20 protein-coding genes and 2 tRNA genes are annotated in these 22,453 nt (G+C 61.6%); 10 read left to right on the top strand and 12 right to left on the bottom strand.

Features of this window, described 5'->3' with window-relative positions:
* Nucleotides 1-24 precede the first annotated feature (24 nt).
* On the bottom strand, nt 25-711 hold the full coding sequence (locus F0311_RS01095; protein ID WP_150460120.1) for a LysE family translocator: 687 nt from the start codon (nt 709-711) through the stop codon (nt 25-27).
* A 54-nt stretch (nt 712-765) separates the two neighbouring features.
* Nucleotides 766-1,668, bottom strand: coding sequence for a DMT family transporter (locus F0311_RS01090; RefSeq protein WP_223881050.1), 903 nt, complete (start codon nt 1,666-1,668; stop codon nt 766-768).
* A 55-nt stretch (nt 1,669-1,723) separates the two neighbouring features.
* Between F0311_RS01090 and F0311_RS01085 the strand changes: the two genes are divergently transcribed.
* Nucleotides 1,724-3,142 carry an aminotransferase-like domain-containing protein gene (locus F0311_RS01085; RefSeq protein WP_150460118.1) on the top strand — a complete coding sequence of 473 codons (1,419 nt, stop codon included), beginning with the start codon at nt 1,724-1,726 and terminating at the stop codon, nt 3,140-3,142.
* A gap of 407 nt (nt 3,143-3,549) precedes the next feature.
* Here F0311_RS01085 and F0311_RS01080 read toward each other — a convergent pair whose 3' ends face one another.
* A complete protein-coding gene (locus F0311_RS01080; RefSeq protein ID WP_150460117.1) occupies nt 3,550-3,954 on the bottom strand; it encodes a VOC family protein in 405 nt (134 codons plus the stop codon).
* 120 nt (nt 3,955-4,074) lie between these two features.
* Here F0311_RS01080 and F0311_RS01075 point away from each other — a divergent pair, with 120 nt between their 5' ends.
* From F0311_RS01075 to F0311_RS01050, 6 genes are all read left to right on the top strand, one after another.
* The gene (locus tag F0311_RS01075) at nt 4,075-5,058 is read left to right on the top strand and encodes a helix-turn-helix transcriptional regulator (RefSeq protein WP_150460116.1); all 984 of its coding nucleotides are present in this window, start codon (nt 4,075-4,077) and stop codon (nt 5,056-5,058) included.
* Between the two features lie 173 nt (nt 5,059-5,231).
* A complete protein-coding gene (locus tag F0311_RS01070) occupies nt 5,232-6,380 on the top strand; it encodes an ATP-binding protein (RefSeq protein ID WP_150460115.1) in 1,149 nt (382 codons plus the stop codon).
* Nucleotides 6,381-6,544: 164 nt separating this feature from the next.
* The gene (locus F0311_RS01065; protein ID WP_191089670.1) at nt 6,545-6,955 is read left to right on the top strand and encodes a hypothetical protein; all 411 of its coding nucleotides are present in this window, start codon (nt 6,545-6,547) and stop codon (nt 6,953-6,955) included.
* Nucleotides 6,956-6,995: 40 nt separating this feature from the next.
* Nucleotides 6,996-7,241, top strand: coding sequence for a hypothetical protein (locus F0311_RS01060; RefSeq protein ID WP_150460114.1), 246 nt, complete (start codon nt 6,996-6,998; stop codon nt 7,239-7,241).
* Nucleotides 7,238-7,735, top strand: coding sequence for an NAD(P)/FAD-dependent oxidoreductase (locus tag F0311_RS18880; RefSeq protein ID WP_150460152.1), 498 nt, complete (start codon nt 7,238-7,240; stop codon nt 7,733-7,735). The genes F0311_RS01060 and F0311_RS18880 overlap by 4 nt, the downstream gene beginning before the upstream one ends.
* Before the next feature lie 332 nt (nt 7,736-8,067).
* Nucleotides 8,068-9,822, top strand: coding sequence for an ABC-F family ATP-binding cassette domain-containing protein (locus F0311_RS01050; protein WP_150460113.1), 1,755 nt, complete (start codon nt 8,068-8,070; stop codon nt 9,820-9,822).
* Nucleotides 9,823-9,970: 148 nt separating this feature from the next.
* Here the strand turns inward: F0311_RS01050 and F0311_RS01045 are convergent.
* The 4 genes from F0311_RS01045 to F0311_RS01030 all read right to left on the bottom strand — a co-directional run bounded on the left by F0311_RS01045 (nt 9,971) and on the right by F0311_RS01030 (nt 12,654).
* Nucleotides 9,971-10,043 (bottom strand) — tRNA-Glu (locus F0311_RS01045).
* 98 nt (nt 10,044-10,141) lie between these two features.
* Nucleotides 10,142-10,213, bottom strand: a tRNA-Gln gene (locus F0311_RS01040).
* A 66-nt stretch (nt 10,214-10,279) separates the two neighbouring features.
* Nucleotides 10,280-11,815, bottom strand: a complete 1,536-nt coding sequence (gltX, locus tag F0311_RS01035) for a glutamate--tRNA ligase (RefSeq protein WP_150460112.1) — start codon at nt 11,813-11,815, stop codon at nt 10,280-10,282.
* Between the two features lie 65 nt (nt 11,816-11,880).
* Complete coding sequence (locus F0311_RS01030; RefSeq protein WP_150460111.1) at nt 11,881-12,654, bottom strand: fumarylacetoacetate hydrolase family protein; 774 nt, start codon at nt 12,652-12,654, stop codon at nt 11,881-11,883.
* Nucleotides 12,655-12,732: 78 nt separating this feature from the next.
* Here F0311_RS01030 and F0311_RS01025 point away from each other — a divergent pair, with 78 nt between their 5' ends.
* Nucleotides 12,733-14,424, top strand: coding sequence for a DUF885 domain-containing protein (locus F0311_RS01025; RefSeq protein ID WP_150460110.1), 1,692 nt, complete (start codon nt 12,733-12,735; stop codon nt 14,422-14,424).
* A gap of 1 nt (nt 14,425) precedes the next feature.
* Here the strand turns inward: F0311_RS01025 and F0311_RS01020 are convergent, their stop codons facing one another.
* Entirely contained in the window at nt 14,426-15,202 is a 777-nt protein-coding gene (locus F0311_RS01020) for an SDR family oxidoreductase (protein ID WP_150460109.1), read from the bottom strand.
* A gap of 139 nt (nt 15,203-15,341) precedes the next feature.
* Here F0311_RS01020 and F0311_RS01015 point away from each other — a divergent pair, with 139 nt between their 5' ends.
* Both F0311_RS01015 and F0311_RS18280 read left to right on the top strand, forming a co-directional pair.
* Nucleotides 15,342-16,244, top strand: a complete 903-nt coding sequence (locus F0311_RS01015; RefSeq protein ID WP_191089669.1) for a helix-turn-helix transcriptional regulator — start codon at nt 15,342-15,344, stop codon at nt 16,242-16,244.
* The gene (locus F0311_RS18280; RefSeq protein ID WP_223881049.1) at nt 16,162-16,809 is read left to right on the top strand and encodes an Atu4866 domain-containing protein; all 648 of its coding nucleotides are present in this window, start codon (nt 16,162-16,164) and stop codon (nt 16,807-16,809) included. Before F0311_RS01015 ends, F0311_RS18280 begins: the two co-directional genes overlap by 83 nt.
* Nucleotides 16,810-16,812: 3 nt before the next feature.
* Here the strand turns inward: F0311_RS18280 and F0311_RS01005 are convergent, their stop codons facing one another.
* The 4 genes from F0311_RS01005 to serA all read right to left on the bottom strand — a co-directional run bounded on the left by F0311_RS01005 (nt 16,813) and on the right by serA (nt 22,284).
* Nucleotides 16,813-17,889, bottom strand: coding sequence for a branched-chain amino acid aminotransferase (locus F0311_RS01005; protein WP_150460108.1), 1,077 nt, complete (start codon nt 17,887-17,889; stop codon nt 16,813-16,815).
* 46 nt (nt 17,890-17,935) lie between these two features.
* Nucleotides 17,936-18,997 carry a 3-isopropylmalate dehydrogenase gene (locus tag F0311_RS01000; protein ID WP_150460107.1) on the bottom strand — a complete coding sequence of 354 codons (1,062 nt, stop codon included), beginning with the start codon at nt 18,995-18,997 and terminating at the stop codon, nt 17,936-17,938.
* Between the two features lie 103 nt (nt 18,998-19,100).
* A complete protein-coding gene (metG, locus tag F0311_RS00995; protein WP_150460106.1) occupies nt 19,101-20,678 on the bottom strand; it encodes a methionine--tRNA ligase in 1,578 nt (525 codons plus the stop codon).
* A 13-nt stretch (nt 20,679-20,691) separates the two neighbouring features.
* Nucleotides 20,692-22,284: a phosphoglycerate dehydrogenase gene (gene serA / locus F0311_RS00990; RefSeq protein WP_150460105.1), complete on the bottom strand. Its 1,593-nt coding sequence runs from the start codon at nt 22,282-22,284 to the stop codon at nt 20,692-20,694.
* Between the last annotated feature and the right edge of the window lie 169 nt (nt 22,285-22,453).

Below are 22,453 nucleotides of genomic sequence, written 5' to 3'. Positions count from 1 at the left end.
AAGAAGTGACCCTCTCCCCTGAATCTAGACGTAGACAGGTCCACGAAGTCGCTGGCGCTGGGTTGAGGACTCTGGTGGGTCCAGGAACATCAGAACAGCTCCGAAGACGATGAGCAGGCTTCCAGAGATCCGGTCAATCAGCGTGCGGAAGCGTGCATGACCAAGCATCTTCTTGAACATAACCACCCCGTAGACGAACCCGATCCACCACACCACACCGAGCAGAATGTCGAGCACTCCCAGCAGCAGGATCTGAGCAACGACATTCTGACCTGGTGAGATGAACTGCGGCAGCACTGCGACGAAGAACATGGCAGCCTGCGGGTTCAGTACGTTCGCGGTGAAGGACTTCCAGAACACGTCACCGGTACTCTCGCGTGGTTCTTCTTCATCGAAGTACTCCCGCACCTGCTGAGCAGTTTTTCGGGACCGCCACAGGCTCTGAGCCCCCAGAAAGATCAGATAGGCAGCACCTGCGTACTTGAGGATGGAAAACGCAGTAGCGCTGGCAAGAACCACAGCTGTCACACCTACAGCTGCAGCAACCATGTGCACTGACAACCCAGCCTGGACTCCCAGAGCAGAGACGAAACCACTGCGCCGTGTCGAGGCGGAGTGGCGCATCACCACAAACCAGTCTGGTCCCGGAGTGATGTAAGCGATCATACAGACCCCGAGGAAGACCAAGATCGTCTCAACGCTGAGAAGCATGTTCCCTATGCTTGCACAGTGCCGGAAGCACGATGACGCTCAATGAACGATTTTCTACTTCTTCTCGTTTGGGGAGCTTGGCGTGGTGTTCTTGATGCGTACGTGTACGGCTGAGGCTGCGCAGAGGATCACTGCCAGTCCTCCCATGATGGTCATAGTTGTCAGGGGTTCTCCCAGAATGATGGTTGCCCAGCAGATGCTCATGACGGGTTGAGTGAGTTGGATCTGGCTGACTTGCGCCATCGGACCAATGGCCAGCCCTCGGTACCAAGCGAAGAACCCCAGGAACATGCTGATCACACACAGGTAGAGAAAAGAGGCCCACTGCGACGGCTCAGCCGAAGGTGTTTCCTGATACACGCTGTAGGCGGTCAGAGCTGCCATCAATGGTGCTGAGAGCACTAGTGCCCATGAGACGGTCTGCCAGGCTCCCAACTCGCGGGAGAGCAATCCTCCTTCGGCGTAGCCGAAAGCTGCTGTAAGCACTGCACCGAAGAGCAGAGCATCCGACCAGTGGAAGTTCCCGATGCCGTCTCCGTGAACTCCGGTAAAGATCACTGCTGCGATGGCTCCGAAGGCGGTCAGCATCCAGAAGAGTCGTGGAGGTCTTTCTCTTGTGCGTGCAACTGCCACCACAGCAGTAGCCGCAGGCAACAACGCAATGACTACTGCTCCATGATTCGCAGTGGATGAAGTCAGAGCGAACGAAGTGAACAGAGGGAAGCCGATCACAATGCCGCCAGCAACGATGGCGATCCGGACCCATTGGCGACCCTGCGGCAGCCTCTGCCGGGTGAACAACAGGGCTGCTCCGGCTAAGAGCGCAGCCACCACAGCACGTCCAGCACCAGTAAAGAGGGGACCGAGCCCATCACCGTCAACGGCTACACGAGTCAAGGGGACAGTGAACGAGAAGGCTGCGACTCCGAGCAACCCCCACCAGAGCCCCGACTTCATTGAGGTGTACAGTAACGGTTGAGACGTATTGACGGTAACGTTATTCTTAGTTTTCATGACCCAGGATAGCACTGAGCGTATTCGAGAGAAGCTCCAAGAGCTGGTAAATGGGTCGCATCCTGGGACCAAACTGCCCAGCAACCGAGCCCTGGTGAAGCAGTACGGGGCCAGTCCAGTAACTGTCCAAAAGGCGATGAGTCTTCTGGCAGCACAGGGCATCGTTGAAAGCCGCCCCGGTGTAGGCACATTCGTTCTCAGCTCCCGGAGTCATCGAGGTGCGCCAGCCAATGACTACCGTTGGCAAACCGGAGCATTGAGTTTCTCCCAGAGTCGGCTTCCCAGCTTCTCCACGGCGTTGAAGGCCCCTGGCAACGATGTGATCTCTCTTCACTCTGGATATCCGGCTCCAGAACTCCTACCTACGCAGCTGGTGCGTACAGCTTTCAGTCGGGCAGGCCGCTCCGAGACCTCTACAACACGTTCTCCTTCTGCAGGGTTACCAGAACTTCAAGCATGGTTCGCCAACGAACTGGCGGAGCATGTTCCCACTGATGGTGTTCCACCTACTGCCAGCAACGTGATCATCGTTCCAGGGAGCCAGAGCGGACTGAGCATGATTTTCCGCGCCTTGGTGGGACCAGAGAGACCACTTCTGACGGAGTCTCCGACATATTGGGGTGCCATACTCGCTGCTGCTCACACCAACACGTCTCTAATCCCGCTTCCCAGTGATGCCCACGGCCCAGATCCTGACGAGTTGGATGCCGCCTTTGAGCAGACAGGTGCCCGAGCTTTCTATGCACAACCAAATTACGCAAACCCCACTGGAGCTCAGTGGAGCCTCACTCGTACTCATTCCATCATGGAGGTCATTCGCCGTCACGGAGCTTTTCTCATCGAGGACGACTGGGCGCATGATTTCGGCATTACCACCCAGCCAACACCTGCAGCAGCCTTCGACCGCGACGGACACGTGGTCTACGTTCGTTCCTTGACCAAGAGCGTCTCCCCGTCAGTGAGGGTAGCCGCCGTAATTGTTCGTGGACCTGCTCGGGACAGAATGCTAAGAGTCAGCCAAGCCGAATCTATGTACGTCAGTGCCTCTCTGCAGAGCATTGCGCTGGACGTTGTTAGTCAACCCACTTGGCGCACCCATCTGCGGGGGCTCAGGACGCAACTGTGTGACCGTCGTGATCTCCTGGCGTCATCGCTTCATGAGCACCTCCCAGAAGCTAACATCGATGCCATTCCCACTGGTGGACTGAACCTCTGGGTTCGATTGCCAGACCTCGAGGATCTCGAGGAATTTGTCCGCCGATGCGAGATACACGGGGTCATCGTCGCCCCTGGGGACGAGTGGTTTCCCGCCGAACCGCCAGGATCCTATCTACGACTGAACTACTCCGGACCTCGGCCTGGCGAATTTCCAGAGGCTGCACGACTCATCGCAGAAGCACTCTCCGACTGCATCTGATCCAACAACACCATCTCCACCCAATAACCCGCGATGACTCCGACACAGTGGGGACGACTACACCCCCTGCCGGATTGCTCTGACAAAGGGCTTTGCAGTTTCGAGCACAGAAACCAGCCACTCTCAACACCCAAATCGCACTGAGCTCCATCACTGAAGACCCGCGATCCACTCGCCGGGAGACGCTATTTGGTTTCAGCTGGGCCAGCTAACTCACTTCACACGTCACCGTCAAATCCAGAAGCACCTGTCTGCAGCAGACCGAATGGCTGGTTTTCATCCAGAACCAGCCATTGCACATGTGACATCGAAGTTCGCACACGGAGAACTCGCTCTGGCCCTTCCTGGGGATCAGAAGAGCCAGAGCGATGCATCATCCTCTGCCGGTTCCGGCAAAGGTTTCTGCTCTAACGTGCGGTGATGTTGAACATCCAGTTAATGCCGAACTGGTCAATAAGCGAGCCTGCTTCGTCTCCCCATGCCTGAGTTTCCAGGGGCATGGTCACGGTGCCACCAGCGGAGAGTTTCTCAAAGTAAGTGCGCAACTCAGTGTCACTGCCACCGATGTAGATGGCTACGTTGTTTCCCTCCTGGTAAGGCATTCCCTCTGGTGCATCCCAGGCATTGAGAACATACCCTTGCGGAGTCTCGAGCATTGCATGCATGATCTTGTCTGCTGCTACGAGGTCTGGTGAACCGAAGTCAGCAGCGGTCCCCATTTCTAGTTCACCGCCGAAGACTTCCCGATAGAACTCCATTGCCTGCCGCGCGTTGCCGTTGTACATGATGTAGGGGTTCAGCTGAGATCCCACAGAGTGCTCCTTACTATTCATCGAATCAGTGGCTGCACCTGCCCTGATGAGCAGGTCACGAGTAAGAGCTTGCCAGCGAATCACGACACCCTCTGTCACGTATCTCTGTAGAGTTTTTCCATGCGTGCTGATCGTCTGGTCTCCTTGGTGCTACTCCTGCGTCAGCGCGGACGACTCTCAGCATCTGAGTTGGCCGAAGAACTAGAGGTCTCTACCCGCACGGTCCAACGCGATATCGAAGCACTCTCCTCAGCCGGAGTCCCTGTTTACGCAGAACGGGGGCGACACGGCGGCTTTGCCCTACTGCCGAATTTCCAGACCGACCTCACCGGGCTCAACCATGAGGAAGCCGTTGCCTTGCTGGTCGCAGGATCACGGCCTGGAGTTCAGACACTGGGACTGGGGCCAGCTCTTGCTTCTGCGATGCTCAAAGTCATCGACGCCCTGCCCACCCAGCATCAGAGCACAGCAACACAAGTAAGTCAGCGGTTCCTTATCGACCCTGCCACTGACCTCCTAGCTCGTCCCATCGCACCAGAAGAGGTACCGAACAAGATCAGCTCTGAGATCACCCGCGCTGTCCTAGCAGAACACCAGCTACGGATCTTCTACGCAGCTAAGAACGAATCTCCAAGGTGGCGAACCGTGAACCCCATCGGGCTGGTAACTGTCCGTGAGACTGGCTATCTACTCGCCACCAGGGACGGCAATGAGCGTACTTACCGGCTCTCCCGCATCAGTCAGGCAGAAGCACTCCCCCAGCCAACTGAACGCACCGAAGACGTGGACCTAGAAGACCTCTGGCAACAACACATCAACCAGTTCCGCCATAACCGTCAAACAAACGCCCGTGTCACCGTCCGAGTACACCCGGACCACCGGTCAGAACTCACCGAAACCGCCCTAGAGATCCACTCAGAGGAACTCGAACCCGATAAGTGGCTGCGCGTAGAACTCACTTTCCATGACCATTTACACGCTGAATGGGCACTCTGGAGACTCGGGAACCTGGTGGAAGTGCTCACCCCCAACGACCTGAAGAACAGCTTGTATAACCGCGCCCTCGCGATGACCCATCAGTACACGCCGGGCCAGAGCGCTTGAACTCCAGAGCAGGACCATACCACGTGTCGTGTTTGACACCACTAGATCGTGATGAAGCTACTGGCTGAAGAGCGTCCTCAGCTCCATGTAGTGGCGCCGCGCCACCCAAATGGTCAGACTAGTACCCGGCAAATCAGCATGCAGCGTGCGGATTTGCCGGGTATAGTAGAGGCATGATAGACCGACCTGACGCTGAGGCTGCGCTCCACCGGGCGCTTCGACGGGCTCCCGTGGTGCTTCTCGTGGGTGCCAGGCAGGTCGGGAAGACCACACTCGCTCGCACGATCGTGCCACCGCAGTCGGAGAACTACTTTGACCTTGAGGATCCCACCGACCTCGCCCGGCTCGAACAGCCGATGCTCGCCCTCGGCGACCTCACCGGAACCGTGGTCATCGACGAGGTCCAGCGACACCCCGAACTCTTCCCTGTGCTCCGCGTACTCGCCGACCGCGCAGGGACGCCTGCGACCTTCCTGGTGCTCGGCAGTGCCTCCCCCATGGCTCTACGTCAGTCGTCCGAGTCGCTGGCCGGTCGCGTGGAGAGCATTGAACTTCCCGGCTTGGGGCCAGCGGATACCGCCGACGCTGATACGGTCTGGCTGAGAGGCGGGTACCCTCGCTCGCTGTTGGCAGAGAACAACGATGACTCACTCGCGTGGCGTCGTTCCTATCTGCGAACGCTGGCGAACAGAGACCTGGCCGAGTTCGGGTTCTCGCTGCCGTCCTCCACCCTGGAACGATTCCTGGGGCTTGTCGCGCACCAACACGGCGGTCCGGTCAATGCCTCCACGATTGCCAGCAATCTCGACATCGGAGAGTCGACCGTTCGCAAGTACCTCGGAGGGTTACAAGATGCACTGCTGATACGCTCACTCCCGCCGTGGCACAGCAACCAGGGGAAGCGACTGGTGAGGACCCCGAAGACCTACTATCGAGACACCGGACTGCTACATGCCCTCTGGGGGAACGTCGTCTCCCGCACGACTCTCCTCGGCCACCCTGCCGTGGGCAACTCCTGGGAGGGGTATGTCATTGAGGAGGTCCTTCGTCGTGCCGCAGGCGAACGCCCCTACTTCTGGCGGACCAAAGACGGAGCGGAGCTGGACCTGCTTCTGGACGGGCATCGCCGCCTCGGCTTCGAGGTGAAACGAACGGACGCACCGAGACTGACTCCGTCAATGCGTTCCGCAACGACCGACCTCACCCTCGAAAACCTGTGGGTCATCTACCCTGGAAACCGCAGATACCGCCTGTCGGAGACGGTCACCGCCCTGCCGTTCCAAGACCTCATCTCACTCAACTCGGTCAACGAACTCTCATAAGCACCAAGAACTGGATCCAGCATTACCATCTGTAGGCGCGGGTGACACGAACCGCCGACACGCCGCCCTGAAATAGGCTAGAAACCAAAGAAGACCGCCGATCAAGACGCAATTGCCTTGCTCCCCCACAGCGTTCTCAACTCGGTGTAGTACAGCATCGGTAGTTGAGTGAGCCTGTCACAACACGGGCTCTACCGTGTGCCAGACATCCCCCGACCGCCTATGATCAGTTCGCCGAGGCGCTCCTGCGGGCAGGCGAGGCAGCGTACCTGCACGGCGAGTCGGTGCTCGCTTTGTTCGGTCTCGCTAACGTGAACCCTCGGCAGGTCAAGGTAGCCGTCCGCCGCCGCGCTCGCCCCAAACTGCCGCCGTTCGTCGAGCTGACTCAGGTAATAGATGAGGCACGCATGACGGTCTACGAAGGACTGGCGACGCAGCCGGTCGCCGATGCCATCCTTGAGTGTCGCGGTCGCATCGAGACCGAGCGTCTACTGGACGCGGCCAAACAGGCGCGTGGCGAAGGGTTGTTGACCACGACCGAGTGGCAGCGGGTGAGGAAAGGTCTTCGCTCGTGAGTTACACAGGTACGCCGACGAATGTGCGCTCCCTGGAGCAGTGGATTCGCAATTTGGGGGCAGTGACGGGCTGGCCCTGCGGCGTCGTGTCGGTATGGCACTGGTCGTCGTGGATCAGATGCTCCCCGAAGGGGCAATCAAGGGCGGAAGCGCGATGGCGCTGCGCAAGGGGCGCGGCACGAGGTTCACCCAAGACCTCGACGCTGCACGAGTCCAGTCGCTTGCCAGATTCCGCAGTGACTTCAGCACGCCCTCCAAAGCCTTGAACCGGGAAGCCGAGTCATAGTCATCGGAGGAGGCTTCACCGCTGTCGAAATAGCAGCAGAAATTGCCGAGCATCATCCCCACCTGGATGTCTCCCTCCGCACTCACGGGACGCTGGCCGTCACGCTTCCTGTGAAGTCACAAACCCGCGCCAGAAAAGTACTGGAGTCCCTTTCAGCGGACATCCATGAAGAGGAAATAGCCTCGGCGGACGCATCCTCTCCTCACGAGGCCGACCTCGTCATTTGGTGCACGGGCTTCACGGTCCCCCGGTTAGCGAAAGAAAGTGGACTCGATGTGGAGGCCGATGGCCGTCTGCGAGTTACCGACATCATCGACAAAGCTGTGCCTCCGCAATGCCGATGGGTGGTCACGCCGCTGACACTATCCTTGCCACTCTCAACGGCGAAGACCCTCGTCCTCATTCGCACGGCTATCTCGTCCAATGCCTCAGCCTCGGACGCAAGAGCGGCCTCATCCAGTTCGTCCACAGCAACGACCAGCCCCGCTCCCTGACCCTCAACGGGCGGCTCGGAGCATGGACCAAAGAAACAGTCTGCCGAACGACACTGCGTTGGATCCTGGGAGAACGGAAGAAGCATCAAAGCTTCTCCTGGCCCAAAGGTTAAAGAAGCTCTGGCGTCTGTCACCATCACCGCTGGATTGCGAGACTGCCTGCGGTAGGCATGACAACAAGTCAACAATGAGGGGAGGACTTCTTCCGCAAGTCGGCTCTGAACGTCACTCTGCTAACCTTGCTGCTATGACCGACAAGTGATCTTCGTCAGTTCCCACGCCTGGAGGCGCTATGCGCCCGGTGGGAAGCAACATCACTTCGAAGGTCTCGCATGTCTACCCCCTCTTCTTCTCACACTTCCTCGCACCTCAAAGTTTCCAGAGTCTCCCATTCATTCGGCAACCACCGGGTGCTGACTGATATCTCGTTCTCAGTCACCGGTGGAGAGCTCGTTGGTCTCATCGGTGAGAACGGTTCCGGTAAAAGCACTCTGCTGCGCATCATCGCAGGACTCATCGATCCAGACGGCGGAGAAGTTCGCCTCAGCATCCCTGGTGTTCAGTCCCCTCGTATAGGTCTTCTGCATCAAGAACCGCCTTTCTCCCCTGCGGCTACTGTCTCAGAAGCCATCGAACAGGCTGTGTCCCCTACCCGGCGTGCTGCTGCAGCAGTAGACCAGGCAGCACAGCGCTTGGCAGAGCATCCCAATGACCAGAAACGTGCTGAGGATTACACAAAAGCCCTCGAATACGCAGAGCAGATGGACGCATGGTCCATTGACTCCCGGATCTCTCAAATGCTCTCAGGTCTCGGGCTAGCGGAGATCCCTCTAAATCAGCTCACTGGTCAGCTCTCCGGTGGGCAACGTGCACGGCTTTCCTTGGCCTGGGTGCTGTTGAATTCCCCGGATGTGCTCCTCTTAGACGAACCTACGAATCATTTGGACGACGAGGCGACCTCCTACCTGGGGACGTTGCTTTCGCCATGGCGGGGACCAGTGTTGCTCGCCAGCCACGATAGAGCCTTCCTGGACGAATCTGTCACGTCATTGGTCGACCTCGACCCTTCTCCCATCCCTCATGAAGTTTCTGCACCTCTTCTGCAGAATGGTGATGGCACAGGGATCAGCGTCACCAGATTCAGCGGCACCTACACTGATTACCTCAATGCTCGACTAGACGCCAGGCAACGTTGGAAACAGCAGTACCGGGATGAGCAGGCAGAGCTGAAACGTCTTCGTGCCTCTGTGCGTGAGAACCAGACCGTTGGACATGACGATTGGAGACCGCGCTCTGAGGTTCGTATGGCGGCGAAGTTCTACGCCGATAGGAACGCCAAGACCGTAAGCCGCCGTGTCAACGACGCCCGAGCACGCCTGAAGGAACTCGAAGAAACACAGATTCGGAAACCACCCCATGAATTGAGGTTCCAGGGGCTGGCTGTTGCTGCCTCTGAGAACCAGCATCAACGCGGCACTCAGAGTCCCCTCTTCTCAGTCTCTGAGGTGAGAGTAGAGGATCGCCTGGCTCCTGTCTCCTTTACCCTCGCAGCTACTGAGAAGCTCCTTGTCACGGGAGCTAACGGCTCAGGAAAATCCACTCTGCTCTCTGTGCTCATAGGTGACCTGGAGCCTACTGCCGGGAATGCCCAGATGGACAGCAGTGTCCGAGTAGGGATGCTTCGCCAAGAGGTCCATCTACCCGACCCGAGGGGACGCGGGGCAGAACGAACGGTCCAGCAAGCCTATGAAGACCTCGTGGGAGAACACAGGATGGATGAAGTGCCACTGTCTACTTTCGGTCTCATTCACCCCAGGGACTACCAGCGTCCTGTCGAACAGCTCAGCACAGGACAACAACGACGTCTTGAACTCGCCGTACTACTTGCTGATCCCCCGGAAATTCTGCTACTCGATGAACCAACCAACCACTACTCCCTCATGCTGGCAACTCAGCTGGAAGCAGCCATCCCCAAATACCCCGGCGCGGTCATCGTCGCTTCCCATGACCGGTGGCTCCGACACACATGGAAAGACAACCATCTACACCTAATCAAGGAGCCAGTGACTTCGAATGGCTGGTCCTGAGCGGCGTTTTTTGTCAGCAGAGTAGCGTCACAACGGAACCAGCCAAATAACCAGCCATTCGGCGCTCTTCGCCAGATACACGAAAACCCCAGATCTGGCGCTGACCTGGGGTTTTGCATGTTTTATTTGTGTCTAAATTTTGACTTTGTGACCCCAGCGGGATTCGAACCCGCGTTACCGCCGTGAGAGGGCGGCGTACTAGGCCGCTATACGATGGGGCCATATTCAGTTGCAAGACTTGCGTCTCATAAGTAATGCTCCCGTCTCCGAGAGCTTGGATAGCCTATCAGGCCATCAGTTCGATCCGCAAGCCGAACCGCTGGGCTACTAGGACTCGAACCTAGAATAACGGTACCAGAAACCGTCGTGTTGCCAATTACACCATAGCCCATTGCTCGCCGGCCCGGCCGGGGCAACAGCAGTAAATCCTACACCACACTCATCCCCGGCAACAAACTCAGCTGCGGGCCTCCACCAGGCCTCGGAAGCGGGCCAAGCGAGCTAGCGAAGACTCCCGGCCCAGCAGCTCCATGGACTCGAACAGCGGGGGCGAGACCCTCCGGCCGGAGACTGCAGAGCGCACCGCGCCGAAGGCCTTCCGCGGCTTCAGCTCAAGCCCCTCAATCAGGGCCTCCCGCAGCGCAGTCTCAATGTTCTCGGTAGTCCACTCAGAGTCCCCTATGCTCCGCAGAGCCGAGGTGGCGGCGTCGAGCGTCTCCAGCACCTGGTCCCCCAGGCCGCTGAACGCCTTGTCCTCAACCTGAAGCTCATCGTCAGCCACGAACAGGAAAGCCATCATGTCCGCACCCTCACCCAGCAGTGCGATCCGCTCCTGGACCAAAGGTGCCGCACCGTCCAGCAGGTAGGCTTCCCGCTCAGAGAGCTCCTGACCCACCAGGCCCAGTGCCTGCAGGTAGGGCACCAGCCGGTCGCGGAAATCACCGGCCTCCAGCCGCCGGATGTGCACACCGTTGATGGCCTCGGCCTTCTTCACATCAAACCGGGCCGGGTTGCCGAGCACATCAGCAATATCGAAGTGCTCCACCAGCTCATCCACGCTGAAGATGTCCTCATCGGCACTCAGCGACCAGCCCAGCAGGGCCAGGTAGTTCAGCAGTCCTTCACGGATGAAGCCGCGGTCGCGGTGATGGAACAGATTGGACTCCGGATCCCGCTTGGAGAGCTTCTTGTTCCCCTCCCCCATCACATAGGGCAGGTGGCCGAAGGCTGGCATGTGCTTAGCCGCCCCTACCGCATGCAGCGCCCGGTAGAGGGCAATCTGGCGGGGCGTGGAGGACAGCAGGTCCTCACCACGCAGCACATGGGTGATCTCCATCAGCGCATCATCCACCGGGTTGACCAGAGTGTAGAGCGGCTGACCGTTGGCGCGGACCACCACAAAGTCAGGGGTGGAACCGGCTTTGAAGGTGATCTCTCCGCGCACCAAGTCGGTAAAAGTGATGTCCTCATCCGGCATCCGCAGCCTCAGCACCGGCTCACGACCCTCCGCGCGGAAGGCCGCTACCTGCTCCGGGGTCAGATCCCGGTCAAAGTTGTCGTAACCGAGCTTCACATCGCGCCCGGCGGCCCGATGCCGGGCCTCGATCTCATCCGGAGTGGAGTAGGACTCGTAGATGAACCCAGCATCCTTCAGCTTGGCGATCACGTCCTGGTAGATCTCGGCGCGTTGGGACTGCCGGTAGGGCTCATGCGGCCCGCCGGTCTCCACACCCTCGTCCCAACTGATGCCCAGCCAATGCAGACCCTCCAGCAGCTGGAGGTAGGACTCCTCGGTGTCGCGAGCGGCATCAGTGTCCTCGATCCGGAAGATCAGCTTTCCTCCGGTGTGCCGGGCGTAGGCCCAGTTGAACAGGGCGGTGCGGATCAGCCCCACATGCGGAGTGCCGGTGGGTGAAGGACAGAACCGCACGCGCACATCGGTGGTCGCGTCAGCAGCGGGAACATCAGCGGGAGCAGCAGTGGGGGTGCTCATAAGTGGTGAACGAGTCTCCTGGTCAGAAATGGTGGCTTAGGCGGCGTGGTGCTCTGCACCGAGAATCAGGCGCGGAAGGTGTTGCGCAGCACTCCGATGCCCTCCACCTCAGCCTCGAAAGTGTCGCCGTCAGAGAGCAGGCCGACCCCAGCGGGGGTGCCGGTGAGGATGACATCGCCGGGCAGCAGGGTCAGCGCCTGGGAGATATAGGTGATCAGCTCGGGCACCCCGAAGATCATCTGGGAGGTGTTGCCGTCCTGGACCAGCTCTCCGTTATGGGTGCCGGTGATGCGCAGGCCTTCGGGGTCAAGCTCGGTCTCGATCCAGGGTCCCAGGGGTGCGGAGCCGTCGAAGCCTTTGGCGCGGGCCCACTGGTTGTCGGTGCGCTGGGCGTCGCGGGCGGTGAGGTCATTGGCTACCGTGTAGCCGAAGATCACCTCATTGACCCGCTCCAGGGGCACATCCTTGCAGATCCGCCCGATCACCACGGCCAGCTCGGCCTCATAGCTGACCTCCTCGGAGAAGCTGGGCAGGCTCACCGGCTCGTTGGGCCCGACCACCGCGGTGTTGGGCATCAGGAACAGCAGCGGGGAGGCCGGGGGTTCGCCGCCCATCTCCTTGGCGTGATCGGCGTAGTTCTTGCCCACCCCGATGAGCTTGGAGCGCGGGATGATCGGGGCGACCAGCCGCACATCCTCCAGCTTATGACTCTGCCCGGTCTCCTGGATGCCCTGGTAGAAGGGATCACCGACCAGCTGGCTGATGGTCTCCTCGCCGGGCTCACCGGTAACTACTCCGTAGGCAGGATCGGAATCAGTGACGAAACGTGCAATGCGCATGGTGACACTCTATCGCTCTGGGCCGCGCGGCGCCGGGGTGGATTTGATCACGACGCCGCCCATGACAAACTAGTTGCTATGAGCAACCATTTTTCTGTCTCCACTCCCCGTCAGCTGGCCGATGCGTTCGTCCATGAGCTCGCCGAGCTGGAGCCCTCAGTGGCCACCATGCTTGGCCTGAAGCCTGGCGATGACCGGATGCCCGACTACTCCCCTGCCAAGTCGACGGCCCGGGCTGAGCTGGGCGCCAAGGTGCTGGCGGACCTGGATGTTCTCCAGGCTGCCTCCCCCGAAGGTTTCGAGGAGGTCGAAGCCCGGTGTGCGGCTCTGCTGCGGAACAGGATCGGGGTGGAGCTCGAAGCCCACGAGGCCGGGGAGAACCTGCGGGTGCTGCGCAATATCGGCTCCCCGGTCCATGCGGCCCGGTCGCTCTTCCTGCTGATGCCGCAGACCACTGAGGAGGACTGGACGGTGATCGCCCGCCGGCTGGCCAAATTCGGCGACAGCTACGCCTCGCTGCAGAAAACTCTGGACGAGGGACGACGCCGCAGCATCACTTCCGCACCGCTGCAGGTGGAGACGGTCATCGAACAGCTGGGCGAGTGGCTTCAGGGCGAGCAGTCCTGGTTCAACCAGTTCGCGGCCAAGGGCCCGGAGGCTCTGCAGGCTGAGCTGGCTGCGGCCGCCGACGGCGCTGCCGAGGCTGTGGCACAGATGCGCCGCTACCTGAAGGAGGAGTATCTGCCCGATGCTCAGGGCACCCCAGATGCCGCAGGCCGGGAGCGTTACCTGCTGAGCACCCGCCGGTTCATGGGGGCCAGCATCGACCCCGAGGAGGTCTATGCCTGGGGCTGGCAGGAGTTCACGAGGATCGACGCCGAGATGCGAGAACTGGCCGAGCAGATCAGGCCGGGCGCCACCCCGGTGGAGGCCATGGCCTGGTTGGATGAGCACGGCCGCCGGGTGGAGGGTGTCGAGGAGGTCCGCGACTGGCTGCAGAACATGATGGACAACGCCATCGCCGAGCTCGACGGCACGCATTTCGACATCGCCGAGCCGATCAAGGAGGTGGAGGCGATGATCGCGCCCTCGGGCTCAGCGGCTGCCCCGTACTACACCCGCCCGTCAGTGGACTTCTCGCGCCCGGGCCGCACGTGGCTGCCCACGCTGGGGCGGACCGTGTTCCCGATCTACGACCTGGTCTCCACCTGGTATCACGAGGGCGTGCCGGGCCATCACCTGCAGTTCGCCCAGTGGGCGCATGTCTCCGGGGAGCTTTCCATCTACCAGACCACCCTGGGTTCCTCCTCCGGGATGACCGAGGGCTGGGCGCTCTATGCCGAACGCTTGATGGACGAGCTGGGATATCTGGACCCCGAGGAACGGATGGGGTACCTGGACGCCCAGATGATGCGCGCCATCAGGGTCGTGATCGACATCGGCATGCACTTGGAGCTGAGAATCCCGGAGGACTCCCCGCTCGCCGCAGGACAGACCTGGACCCCTGAGCTGGCCGGAGACTTCTTCGCCATGCATTCCGGGCGGCCGAAGGACTTCATCGACTCCGAGATTGTGCGCTATCTGGGCTGGCCCGGTCAGGCAATCAGCTACAAGCTCGGCGAGCGCGCCTGGCTCAACGGTCGTGAGGCCGCTCGCGCGGCCTATGAGTCACGCGGGGAGGACTTCGATCTGAAGGCCTGGCATATGAAGGCGCTGAGCCTGGGAGCCCTGGGCCTCGACGATCTTGAAGAGGCTCTCGCTGAGCTATAGCTCACGGCCGCTGCCTGACCGGACGCACGATGATCTCATTGACGTCGACGCTCGGGTCAGCGTTGATCGCATAGCTGATCGCCTCGGCGATCGCTGAGGCAGGAATCGCGTTGGCGCGGTATTCTCGCATCGCTTCACGTGCCTGCGAGTCCGTGATGGTCTCCGCAAGTTCCGATTCGGTGACACCCGGGGTGATGGTGGTGACCCGAAGCGAAGGGTCGGATTCGATCCGCAAGCCTTCGCTGATCGCCCAGGCGGCATACTTGGTCGCACAATAGACCGCTCCTGTGGGGACTACCTCATGCGCTCCGACTGAGGCCACGGTGATGATGTGGCCTGATCCCTGGGCGTGCATGGCAGGCTGCGCGGCAGCGATCCCGTGAAGCACCCCGCGGATGTTCACATCGATCATCCAATTCCATTCCTCGACTCTGTTCTCAGCCAGGGTGGACAGTGGCATGACCCCGGCGTTGTTGATCATCACATCCAGCCGGCCATGCCGAGCAAGGACCTCATCAACGGCCCGCTGAACGCTGTCAGCATCTGTGACGTCAAGATGAAGGGCCTCGGCTGTCCCGCCAGCCTCACGAATCCGGTGCGTCAGCTCATCAAGCCGGTCGGTACGACGAGCGCCGAGGACTACAGTGTGCCCGTCCTGGGCAAGCTGTTCGGCGGCAGCGGATCCGATGCCGCTGGAAGCTCCGGTGATGAGCACGGTCTTCGTTGTGTGAGCAGTATTTCCGGTCGCGGTATTTCTGGTCGCAGGATTTCTGATCATGGCGTTCCTTTCTCGGTGGGACAGGCCCCACAATTCCGGGATCATCGCAGCCGGACCAGGCCGCACTCCACCTGGCTGCGCGAGAGGGGCTGTGGCAGGGCCAGGCTGATCGCCGTGGTTCTGCCTAAGCTTGGTGAGCATGGAGATCGGTGAGTACTTGCGCAGCCTGCGCGCACGGCTGGCGCCTGAGGCCCTCGGGCTGCCAGGGACCGGGCACCGCCGCGTGACCGGGCTGCGTCGCGAAGAAGTCGCTGTGCTGGCGGGCATCAGCGTGGACTACTACCGCCGGCTGGAGCAGGGCCGGGAGCGAAATCCCTCCGTTCAGATCGTCGAGGCCCTGGCCCGGGGCCTGAACCTCTCCACGGAGGAACGGCGGCATCTGTTCAGACTGGCTGGCTATAGCCCGCCGGTCCAGGCAGCGGTCGACACGGTCCGGCCCGAACTCGCCCGGCTGCTCAGCCGCTGGCATGACCAGGCGGCCTTCGTACTCACGGGGACCCTCGATGTGCTGGTGCCGAACGCTGTAGCCCAGATGCTCTTCCATCCGCTGTCACAATCGAAGAATCTGGCCCGGATAGTATTCCTGGACCCGGCAGCCCAGACGTTCTACCTGGATTGGGAACATGTCGCCCAGGACACCGTTGCAGTGCTGCGGCACAACTCCACCTTGGTCCCGGCAGCCAGCTTCGAGCCACTTGTTGAGGAGCTGAGCACAGCCAGCGATCACTTCCGCACGCTGTGGTCGCGCCAGCAGGTGCGTGGCAAGACCCATGCGGCCAAGCGGATGCGACACCCTGAGGTCGGCGAGCTGACCTTGGAGTTCACCGCCCTGGACATTCCAGGCACTCCGGGGCATCAGGTGGTGATCTATGACGCCGAACCGGGTACCTCCTCCGCAGAGTCCTTCGCCTTACTGCGGCTTCAGGCACACAGCACACATCTAGGGAGCACCGAGACCATTGACCTCTGCGCTGAGCATCACCGGAGCCCACGTCCACACCAACGCTGGGCAGACCAGCACAGGGCAGAGAGTTCAGACTGATCTGCAGGTAGTAGGAACCCGCATCTCAATCCATGAGATCTCGCAGGATTCTGCATATCTGATCAATGCCGCAGGAGCCTCAGTGGTGCCACTACTGGTCAACACCGTTTTCGAGGATCCTGAGCCACCGGCGCCGGACGCCTTCGATCTGAAGCCCGGCAGGCCCGCAACCTTCGCAGTGGTCAGGGGCAGGGTCAGCAGCGCCCAGATCACACAGATGCTGGTGGTCCAGCCGCAGGACCTTGTGGCCCTCGTCATCGACGGAGAGCTCATCGCCTTCGCTGGCGCACCACAGAGGGCAGCGGGCACCGACAGGCTGGACACCGGCGATCCGCGGCTGGGTCCGTGGACCGACAGGCGACGTGCAATGACCCAGTATCTGACTCAGGACGGACGCTACACCGAAACGCGCAATGGGCGTCGCCATGCCTACACCGGACACTTCTGGCTCAACGGGGATCGCATCACCTATCTGGACGATACCGGGTTCTGGGCATTCGGCCAGTATCACCGAGGAGTGCTACACCACGCCGGATATATCCTGCGCCCGGGTGAGTCAGGATAAGACTCAACCCAGCTTGTGCAGCCAGTTGTGCCGATCCTCCACCGTGCCGGTCTGGATGCCTAGGAGCTCCTCACGAATGGACTGGGTGATCTCTCCGGTGCCGGTGGAGGCGATGACCTTGTCTCCGTCCACCAGCTCGCCGATCGGGGTGACCACTGCGGCGGTGCCGCAGGCGAAGACCTCGGTGATGGTGCCATCACTGACACCGCGGTCCCATTCGTCCAGAGTGATGCGGCGTTCTTCCACTTCAAGCCCGCGGTCCTTGGCCAGCTGGATGACTGAGGAGCGGGTCACTCCCTCCAGGATGGTGCCGGTCAGAGCCGGAGTGAGCAGCCGGCCGTCATTGGTGACCAGGAAGACGTTCATGCCGCCGAGCTCCTCGATGGCGTTCTCGTGCAGCGGGTCCAGGAACAGCACCTGCTGGCAGCCGTGCTCGGTGGCCTGCTGCTGGGCGACCAGAGAACCGGCGTAGTTGCCGCCGGTCTTGGCATCGCCCATGCCGCCGGGGGCTGCACGCACATAGTCCCGGGAGACCCAGATCCGCACTGGCTTCAGCTCCCCGCCGAAGTAGTTGCCGGCCGGGGAGGCGATCACCCGGTAGGTGACCTCCTTTGAGGGACGGACCCCTAGGAATGACTCGGTGGCGAACATGAAGGGCCGCAGGTAGAGGGCCTCCCCCTCGCCGGTGGGCACCCAGTCGGCATCGGCTGCGACCAGCTCTTCCAAGGACTCCACAAAGGCCTGCTCGTCGAGCTCGGGCAAGGCCAGCCGACGCGCAGACTTGCGCATACGCTCCGCGTTGGCGAAAGGCCGGAAAGTGTAGATTCCGCCGTCGGCATGCTTATAGGCCTTCAGGCCCTCGAAGATCTCCTGGGCGTAGTGCAGTACGCTCGCTGCCGGGTCCAGGATGATCGGTCCGTAGGCCTCCACCCGCGCGTTGTGCCAGCCCTCGGACTCGCTCCAGTCGATCACAGTAGTGTGATCGGTGAAATTGGTGCCGAACCCCGGGTCCTTGAGGATCTCAGCGATCCGCTCTTTGGACGTGGGGCTGGGGTGCTTGGAGTGGGAGAACTTGGTCATGCTCGGTGTCCCTTCGTGAAGCAGCTTCGCAGGTGTGCCGTTCAGTCTAACGGGCCACGGCGGCGGCGTAGGCCTGGCCCTTCTCCTCGGTGCTCAGTGAAGCACCGGTGCCTTGCTGCGCCCATTCGGTGAGCTGGGTGAGTACTGTCTGCTCAATCCGTGTGGCGGCGTCGTGCTCTCCTAGGTGGTCAAGCATCAGGGCGGCTGAAAGCACTGCGGCGGTGGGATCAGCGATGCCCTGACCGGCAATGTCCGGGGCGGAACCGTGCACCGGCTCAAACATGGAGGGCGCAGTGCCCGCACCGTTGATCGAGGCCGAGGGCGCCAGCCCGATCCCCCCGGAGACAGCTCCGGCCAGATCGGTGAGGATATCGCCGAAGAGGTTGTCGGTGACGATCACGTCGAAGCGCTGCGGGCTGGTGACCATGTGGATGGTGGCCGCATCAACATGCATATAGTCCCAGGTCACCTGCGGGTAGTCAGCGGCGGCGGCTTCCACGGTGCGCCGCCAGAGGCCGCCGGCGTGGGTGAGCACGTTGTGCTTATGCACCAAGGTCAGGTGCCCGCGGCGGGCCTGGGCACGCTCAAAAGCATCCAGCACCACCCGGTGCACCCCGTAGGCGGTGTTGACCGAGACCTCAGTGGCAATCTCCTGTGCGGTGGCTTTCCGCAGACTGCCCCCGTTGCCCACATAGGGCCCCTCGGTGCCCTCGCGGACCACCACGAAGTCGAAGCCCTCCGCTGAGGCCAGCGGGGTGCTCACTCCGGGATAGGTGCGGGTGGGACGCAGGTTGATGTAGTGGTCCAGCTCGAAGCGCAGCTTCAGCAGCAGGTCACGTTCGATCACTCCGGAGGGGATGCGCTTGTCCTGCGGGTCGGCGCCGACCGCGCCGAAGAGGATCGCATCGTGGGTGCGCAGCCTCTCCAGGGTCTCGTCGTGGAGGGTCTCCCCGGTCTGCACCCAGTGCTGAGTGCCCAGGCTGTATTCGGTGTATTCCAGGGTCGCGGAGTCCTCGGCCAGGGCGGCGTCCAGAACTCTGCGTGCCTCAGCGGTGACCTCGGGGCCGATGCCGTCTCCGCCGATCACCGCGATGCTGAATGTCTGCACAGAGCTGCTCCTTTACGTCTGTCGTTCGAACCTCCACGGTGTCTTAGGCTTTCCACGCCCACTGGCGCTATGGAAGTGTCCTATGCTGTGGAAGTTCCGGTGGTCAGTCTTCGTGTCTCGGGAAGATGGGCTGGGGCTTGTCGATCGGCGTGCCGGGGGCCAGTGGTTCTCCGAAGGCGGCGAAGGAGCGCGGTCCGTCGTTGGAGGCGTTGGTACGTCCCGCATCCCCTCCGATCTCCACGCCCAGGGCATCGAGCAGCTTGGACGCCGATCCAGGGATCACCGGCTGGATGAGCAGCGCCACCTTCCGGATGACCTCAGCGGTGACGTAGAGCACCGTGCGCATGCGGGCCTCGTCGGTCTTCTTCAGCTGCCAGGGGGCCTGGTCGGCGAAGTATGCATTGGCCTCGCCGAGCACGTACCAGGTGCGCTCCAGGGCGCGGTGGAACTCTTGGACCTGGTAGGCCTCCCGTGAGATCTCCAGCAGGGAGTCGGTCTGCTCCAGGATCGCCTGATCAGCCTCGGTCAGCTGCCCCGGTTCCGGGATCACACCTGCACAGTTCTTCGCGATCATGCTCAAGCTGCGCTGGGCCAGGTTGCCCAGGTTGTTGGCCAGATCGGAGTTCTTCCGGCCCACCACGGCATCGTGGGTGTAGGAGCCGTCCTGGCCGTAGGGGAACTCGCGCAGCAGGAAGAACCGCACAGCGTCTAGCCCGTAGGTGTCCACCCAGGCACCGGGCGCGACGACATTGCCCACCGATTTGGACATCTTCTCCCCTGCGTTGTGCAGGAACCCGTGGATGATGACCCGCTTGGGGAGCTCAATGCCTGCGCTCATCAGGAACGCCGGCCAGAAGATGCAGTGGAACCGGGAGATGTCCTTGCCGATCAGGTGCAGGTCAGCGGGCCAGAACTTTCCGAAGGCCGCGGAGTCGGTGTCCGGGAATCCCACACCAGTGAGGTAGTTGGTGAGGGCATCCACCCAGACGTACATCACATGCTCTGGATTTCCCGGCACGGGGACGCCCCAGTCGAAAGTGGACCGAGAGATAGACAGGTCATTCAGCCCGTCCTCTACGAAACGGATGACCTCGTTGAACCTGCTGCGCGGGCCTCCGAAGTCGGGATTCTTCCGGTAGAAGTCCAGCAGCGGCTGCTGGTACTTCGAGAGCCGGAAGAAGTAGGATTCCTCCTCCACCCAGTGCACTTCGGTGCCGGTCTCGATGCTGTACCGCTCCCCGTCCTGACGGACCTCGGTCTCAGACTCTGCGTAGTAGGCCTCGTCGCGGACCGAGTACCAGCCGGAGTACTTGTCCAGGTAGATGTCTCCGGCCTCCACCATGCGCCGCCAGATGTCCTGGGAGGCCTGATAATGGTCGGGATCGGTGGTGCGGATGAACCGGTCGTAGGAGATGCCGAGCACCTCGTCGTCGACCTGTTTGAACACCGCGGTGTTCTTATCGACCAGCTGCTTCGGCGTCAGTCCCTGGGCTTCGGCGTTCTGCTGCACCTTCTGGCCGTGCTCATCGGTGCCGGTGAGGAAGAAGGTCTCATAGCCGTCGAGCCGCTTGAACCGGGCCATCACATCGGCGGAGATGTACTCATAGGCATGACCGATATGCGGCACACCATTGGGGTAGGTGATCGCGGTGGTGATGTAGTAGGTGGGCTTGTCTGCCATGAAGTCCAGTCTCTCAGTTCTCTTCGAGGTCCACTTCGGCGGCCAGCGCGGCGTCGACCTCGGCGGCGATGGCCTCCAGCACTCCGGTGGGCAGGGCGGAGTCGATGGCCAGCACTGACAGCGCCCGGCCCTCCTTGGTGTTCTGGCTGACCTGCATACCGGCGATGTTCACATTGTGCTCGCCCAGGATCCTGCCCAGTGCGCCGACCACACCGGGCCGGTCGGCGTATTCGAAGACCACCAGGTGGTCGGTCAGGGTGATCTCCAGGTCGTAGCCGTTGATGCCGACGATCTTCTGGATCTGCTTGGGCCCGGTGAGCGTGCCGCGCACCGAGAGGTTCTGTCCCGAAGAGGTGGAGGCACGGATGGTCAGCGCGTTGCGGTAGTCCTCCACATCGGTGGTGGTGGTCAGCCTGGTGGAGATGCCGCGCTGCTGAGCCAGCACCGGGGCGTTGACGTAGCTGACCGGGTCGTTGACCACATCGGTAAACACGCCCTTGAGGGCAGCCAGCTGCAGGGCGGAGACGTTGAGCTCGGCGATCTCCCCGGCAGCCTCGGTCTCGATATCGGTGAGCGCCTCAGAGCTCAACGCGGTGAGCACCCGGCCCAGCTTCTCAATGAGCGGGATTCCGGGGCGGACCAGCTCGTCGATGGCACCGCCTGCCACATTGACCGCATCCGGGACCAGCTCGCCGTCCAGGGCCAGCCGGACCGAGCGGGCCACCGAGACCCCGGCCTTCTCCTGCGCCTCTCGGGTGGAGGCTCCCAGGTGCGGGGTGATCACCACGTTCTCCCGGGGGAAGAAGGGCAGGTCGGTGGAGGGCTCGGTAGCGAACACATCGACTGCGGCCCCGCCGACGGTGCCGGCGGCAAGGGCCACCTCGAGGTCTGCTTCATCGATCAGTCCGCCGCGGGCCACGTTGACCAGATACACCGAATCCTTCATCTTGGCGAAGGCTTCCGCGTTGAGCATGCCCACCGTCTCCGGGGTCTTGGGCATATGGATGGTGATCACATCGGCCTTGGCGTAGAGCTCCTCGAGGGTGACCAGCTGGGCGCCGAGCTGATGCGCTCGGGCCGAGGTGACATAGGGGTCATAGGCCAGGATCTCCATGCCGAAGGCGGACATCCGCTCAGCGACCAGTCCGCCGATCCGGCCCAGTCCGATCACCCCGAGGGTCTTCTCGGACAGTTCCACGCCGGTGTACTTGGACCGCTTCCACTCCCCTGCCTTCAGCGCTTGATGGGCCGGGGAGATGTTCCGGGCCAAACCGAGGATGTGCGCGCAGGTCAGCTCGGCCGCGGAGATGATGTTGGAGGTGGGCGCGTTGACCACCATGACACCTGCGGAGGTGGCTGCGGGGATGTCCACATTGTCCAGGCCCACCCCGGCGCGGGCCACCACTTTGAGCTTCTTGGCGTGGCTGAACACCTCGGCGTCGACGGTGGTGGCCGAGCGGACCATCAGTGCCTCAGCATCGGCGATATCGGCGAACAGCCGTGGCCGGTCGGTGCCGTCGGACTGACGGATCTCGAAGTCGGGCCCCAGGGCCTCCACGGTAGCCGGTGAGAGTTCTTCGGCAAGAACAACTACAGGTCTAGTCACGAATTCCCTTTCAGTTCGAGACCGCGGTCTTCAGATGCGAGGGCCGCGGCAACGCGGCCGAGAGCCGAACGCGGCGTGAACGCGTCGGCGGGACCAGCACTGGTTCTTCGGCTAGGACTACGACAGGGCAAGTGCTCACAGGTTCCTTCTTCTCGAATCACTGGTAAAT

It is taken from the genome of Nesterenkonia ebinurensis (assembly GCF_008711175.1).
Lineage (GTDB): Bacteria > Actinomycetota > Actinomycetes > Actinomycetales > Micrococcaceae > Nesterenkonia > Nesterenkonia ebinurensis.
This window is presented reverse-complemented; position numbering and strand designations above follow the sequence as displayed.

What these genes read in the sequence shown, in the direction of transcription:
- F0311_RS01025 (WP_150460110.1), top strand. Translation starts at nt 12,733, where the DNA reads ATGAGCAACCATTTTTCTGTCTCCACTCCCCGTCAGCTGGCCGATGCG.
- gltX (WP_150460112.1), bottom strand. Translation starts at nt 11,815, where the DNA reads ATGAGCACCCCCACTGCTGCTCCCGCTGATGTTCCCGCTGCTGACGCG.
- F0311_RS01070 (WP_150460115.1), top strand. Translation starts at nt 5,232, where the DNA reads ATGATAGACCGACCTGACGCTGAGGCTGCGCTCCACCGGGCGCTTCGA.
- F0311_RS01075 (WP_150460116.1), top strand. Translation starts at nt 4,075, where the DNA reads ATGCGTGCTGATCGTCTGGTCTCCTTGGTGCTACTCCTGCGTCAGCGC.
- metG (WP_150460106.1), bottom strand. Translation starts at nt 20,678, where the DNA reads ATGGCAGACAAGCCCACCTACTACATCACCACCGCGATCACCTACCCC.
- F0311_RS01015 (WP_191089669.1), top strand. Translation starts at nt 15,342, where the DNA reads ATGGAGATCGGTGAGTACTTGCGCAGCCTGCGCGCACGGCTGGCGCCT.
- F0311_RS01005 (WP_150460108.1), bottom strand. Translation starts at nt 17,889, where the DNA reads ATGACCAAGTTCTCCCACTCCAAGCACCCCAGCCCCACGTCCAAAGAG.
- F0311_RS01095 (WP_150460120.1), bottom strand. Translation starts at nt 711, where the DNA reads ATGCTTCTCAGCGTTGAGACGATCTTGGTCTTCCTCGGGGTCTGTATG.
- F0311_RS01020 (WP_150460109.1), bottom strand. Translation starts at nt 15,202, where the DNA reads ATGATCAGAAATCCTGCGACCAGAAATACCGCGACCGGAAATACTGCT.
- F0311_RS01090 (WP_223881050.1), bottom strand. Translation starts at nt 1,668, where the DNA reads ATGAAGTCGGGGCTCTGGTGGGGGTTGCTCGGAGTCGCAGCCTTCTCG.
- F0311_RS01030 (WP_150460111.1), bottom strand. Translation starts at nt 12,654, where the DNA reads ATGCGCATTGCACGTTTCGTCACTGATTCCGATCCTGCCTACGGAGTA.
- F0311_RS01085 (WP_150460118.1), top strand. Translation starts at nt 1,724, where the DNA reads ATGACCCAGGATAGCACTGAGCGTATTCGAGAGAAGCTCCAAGAGCTG.
- F0311_RS01050 (WP_150460113.1), top strand. Translation starts at nt 8,068, where the DNA reads ATGTCTACCCCCTCTTCTTCTCACACTTCCTCGCACCTCAAAGTTTCC.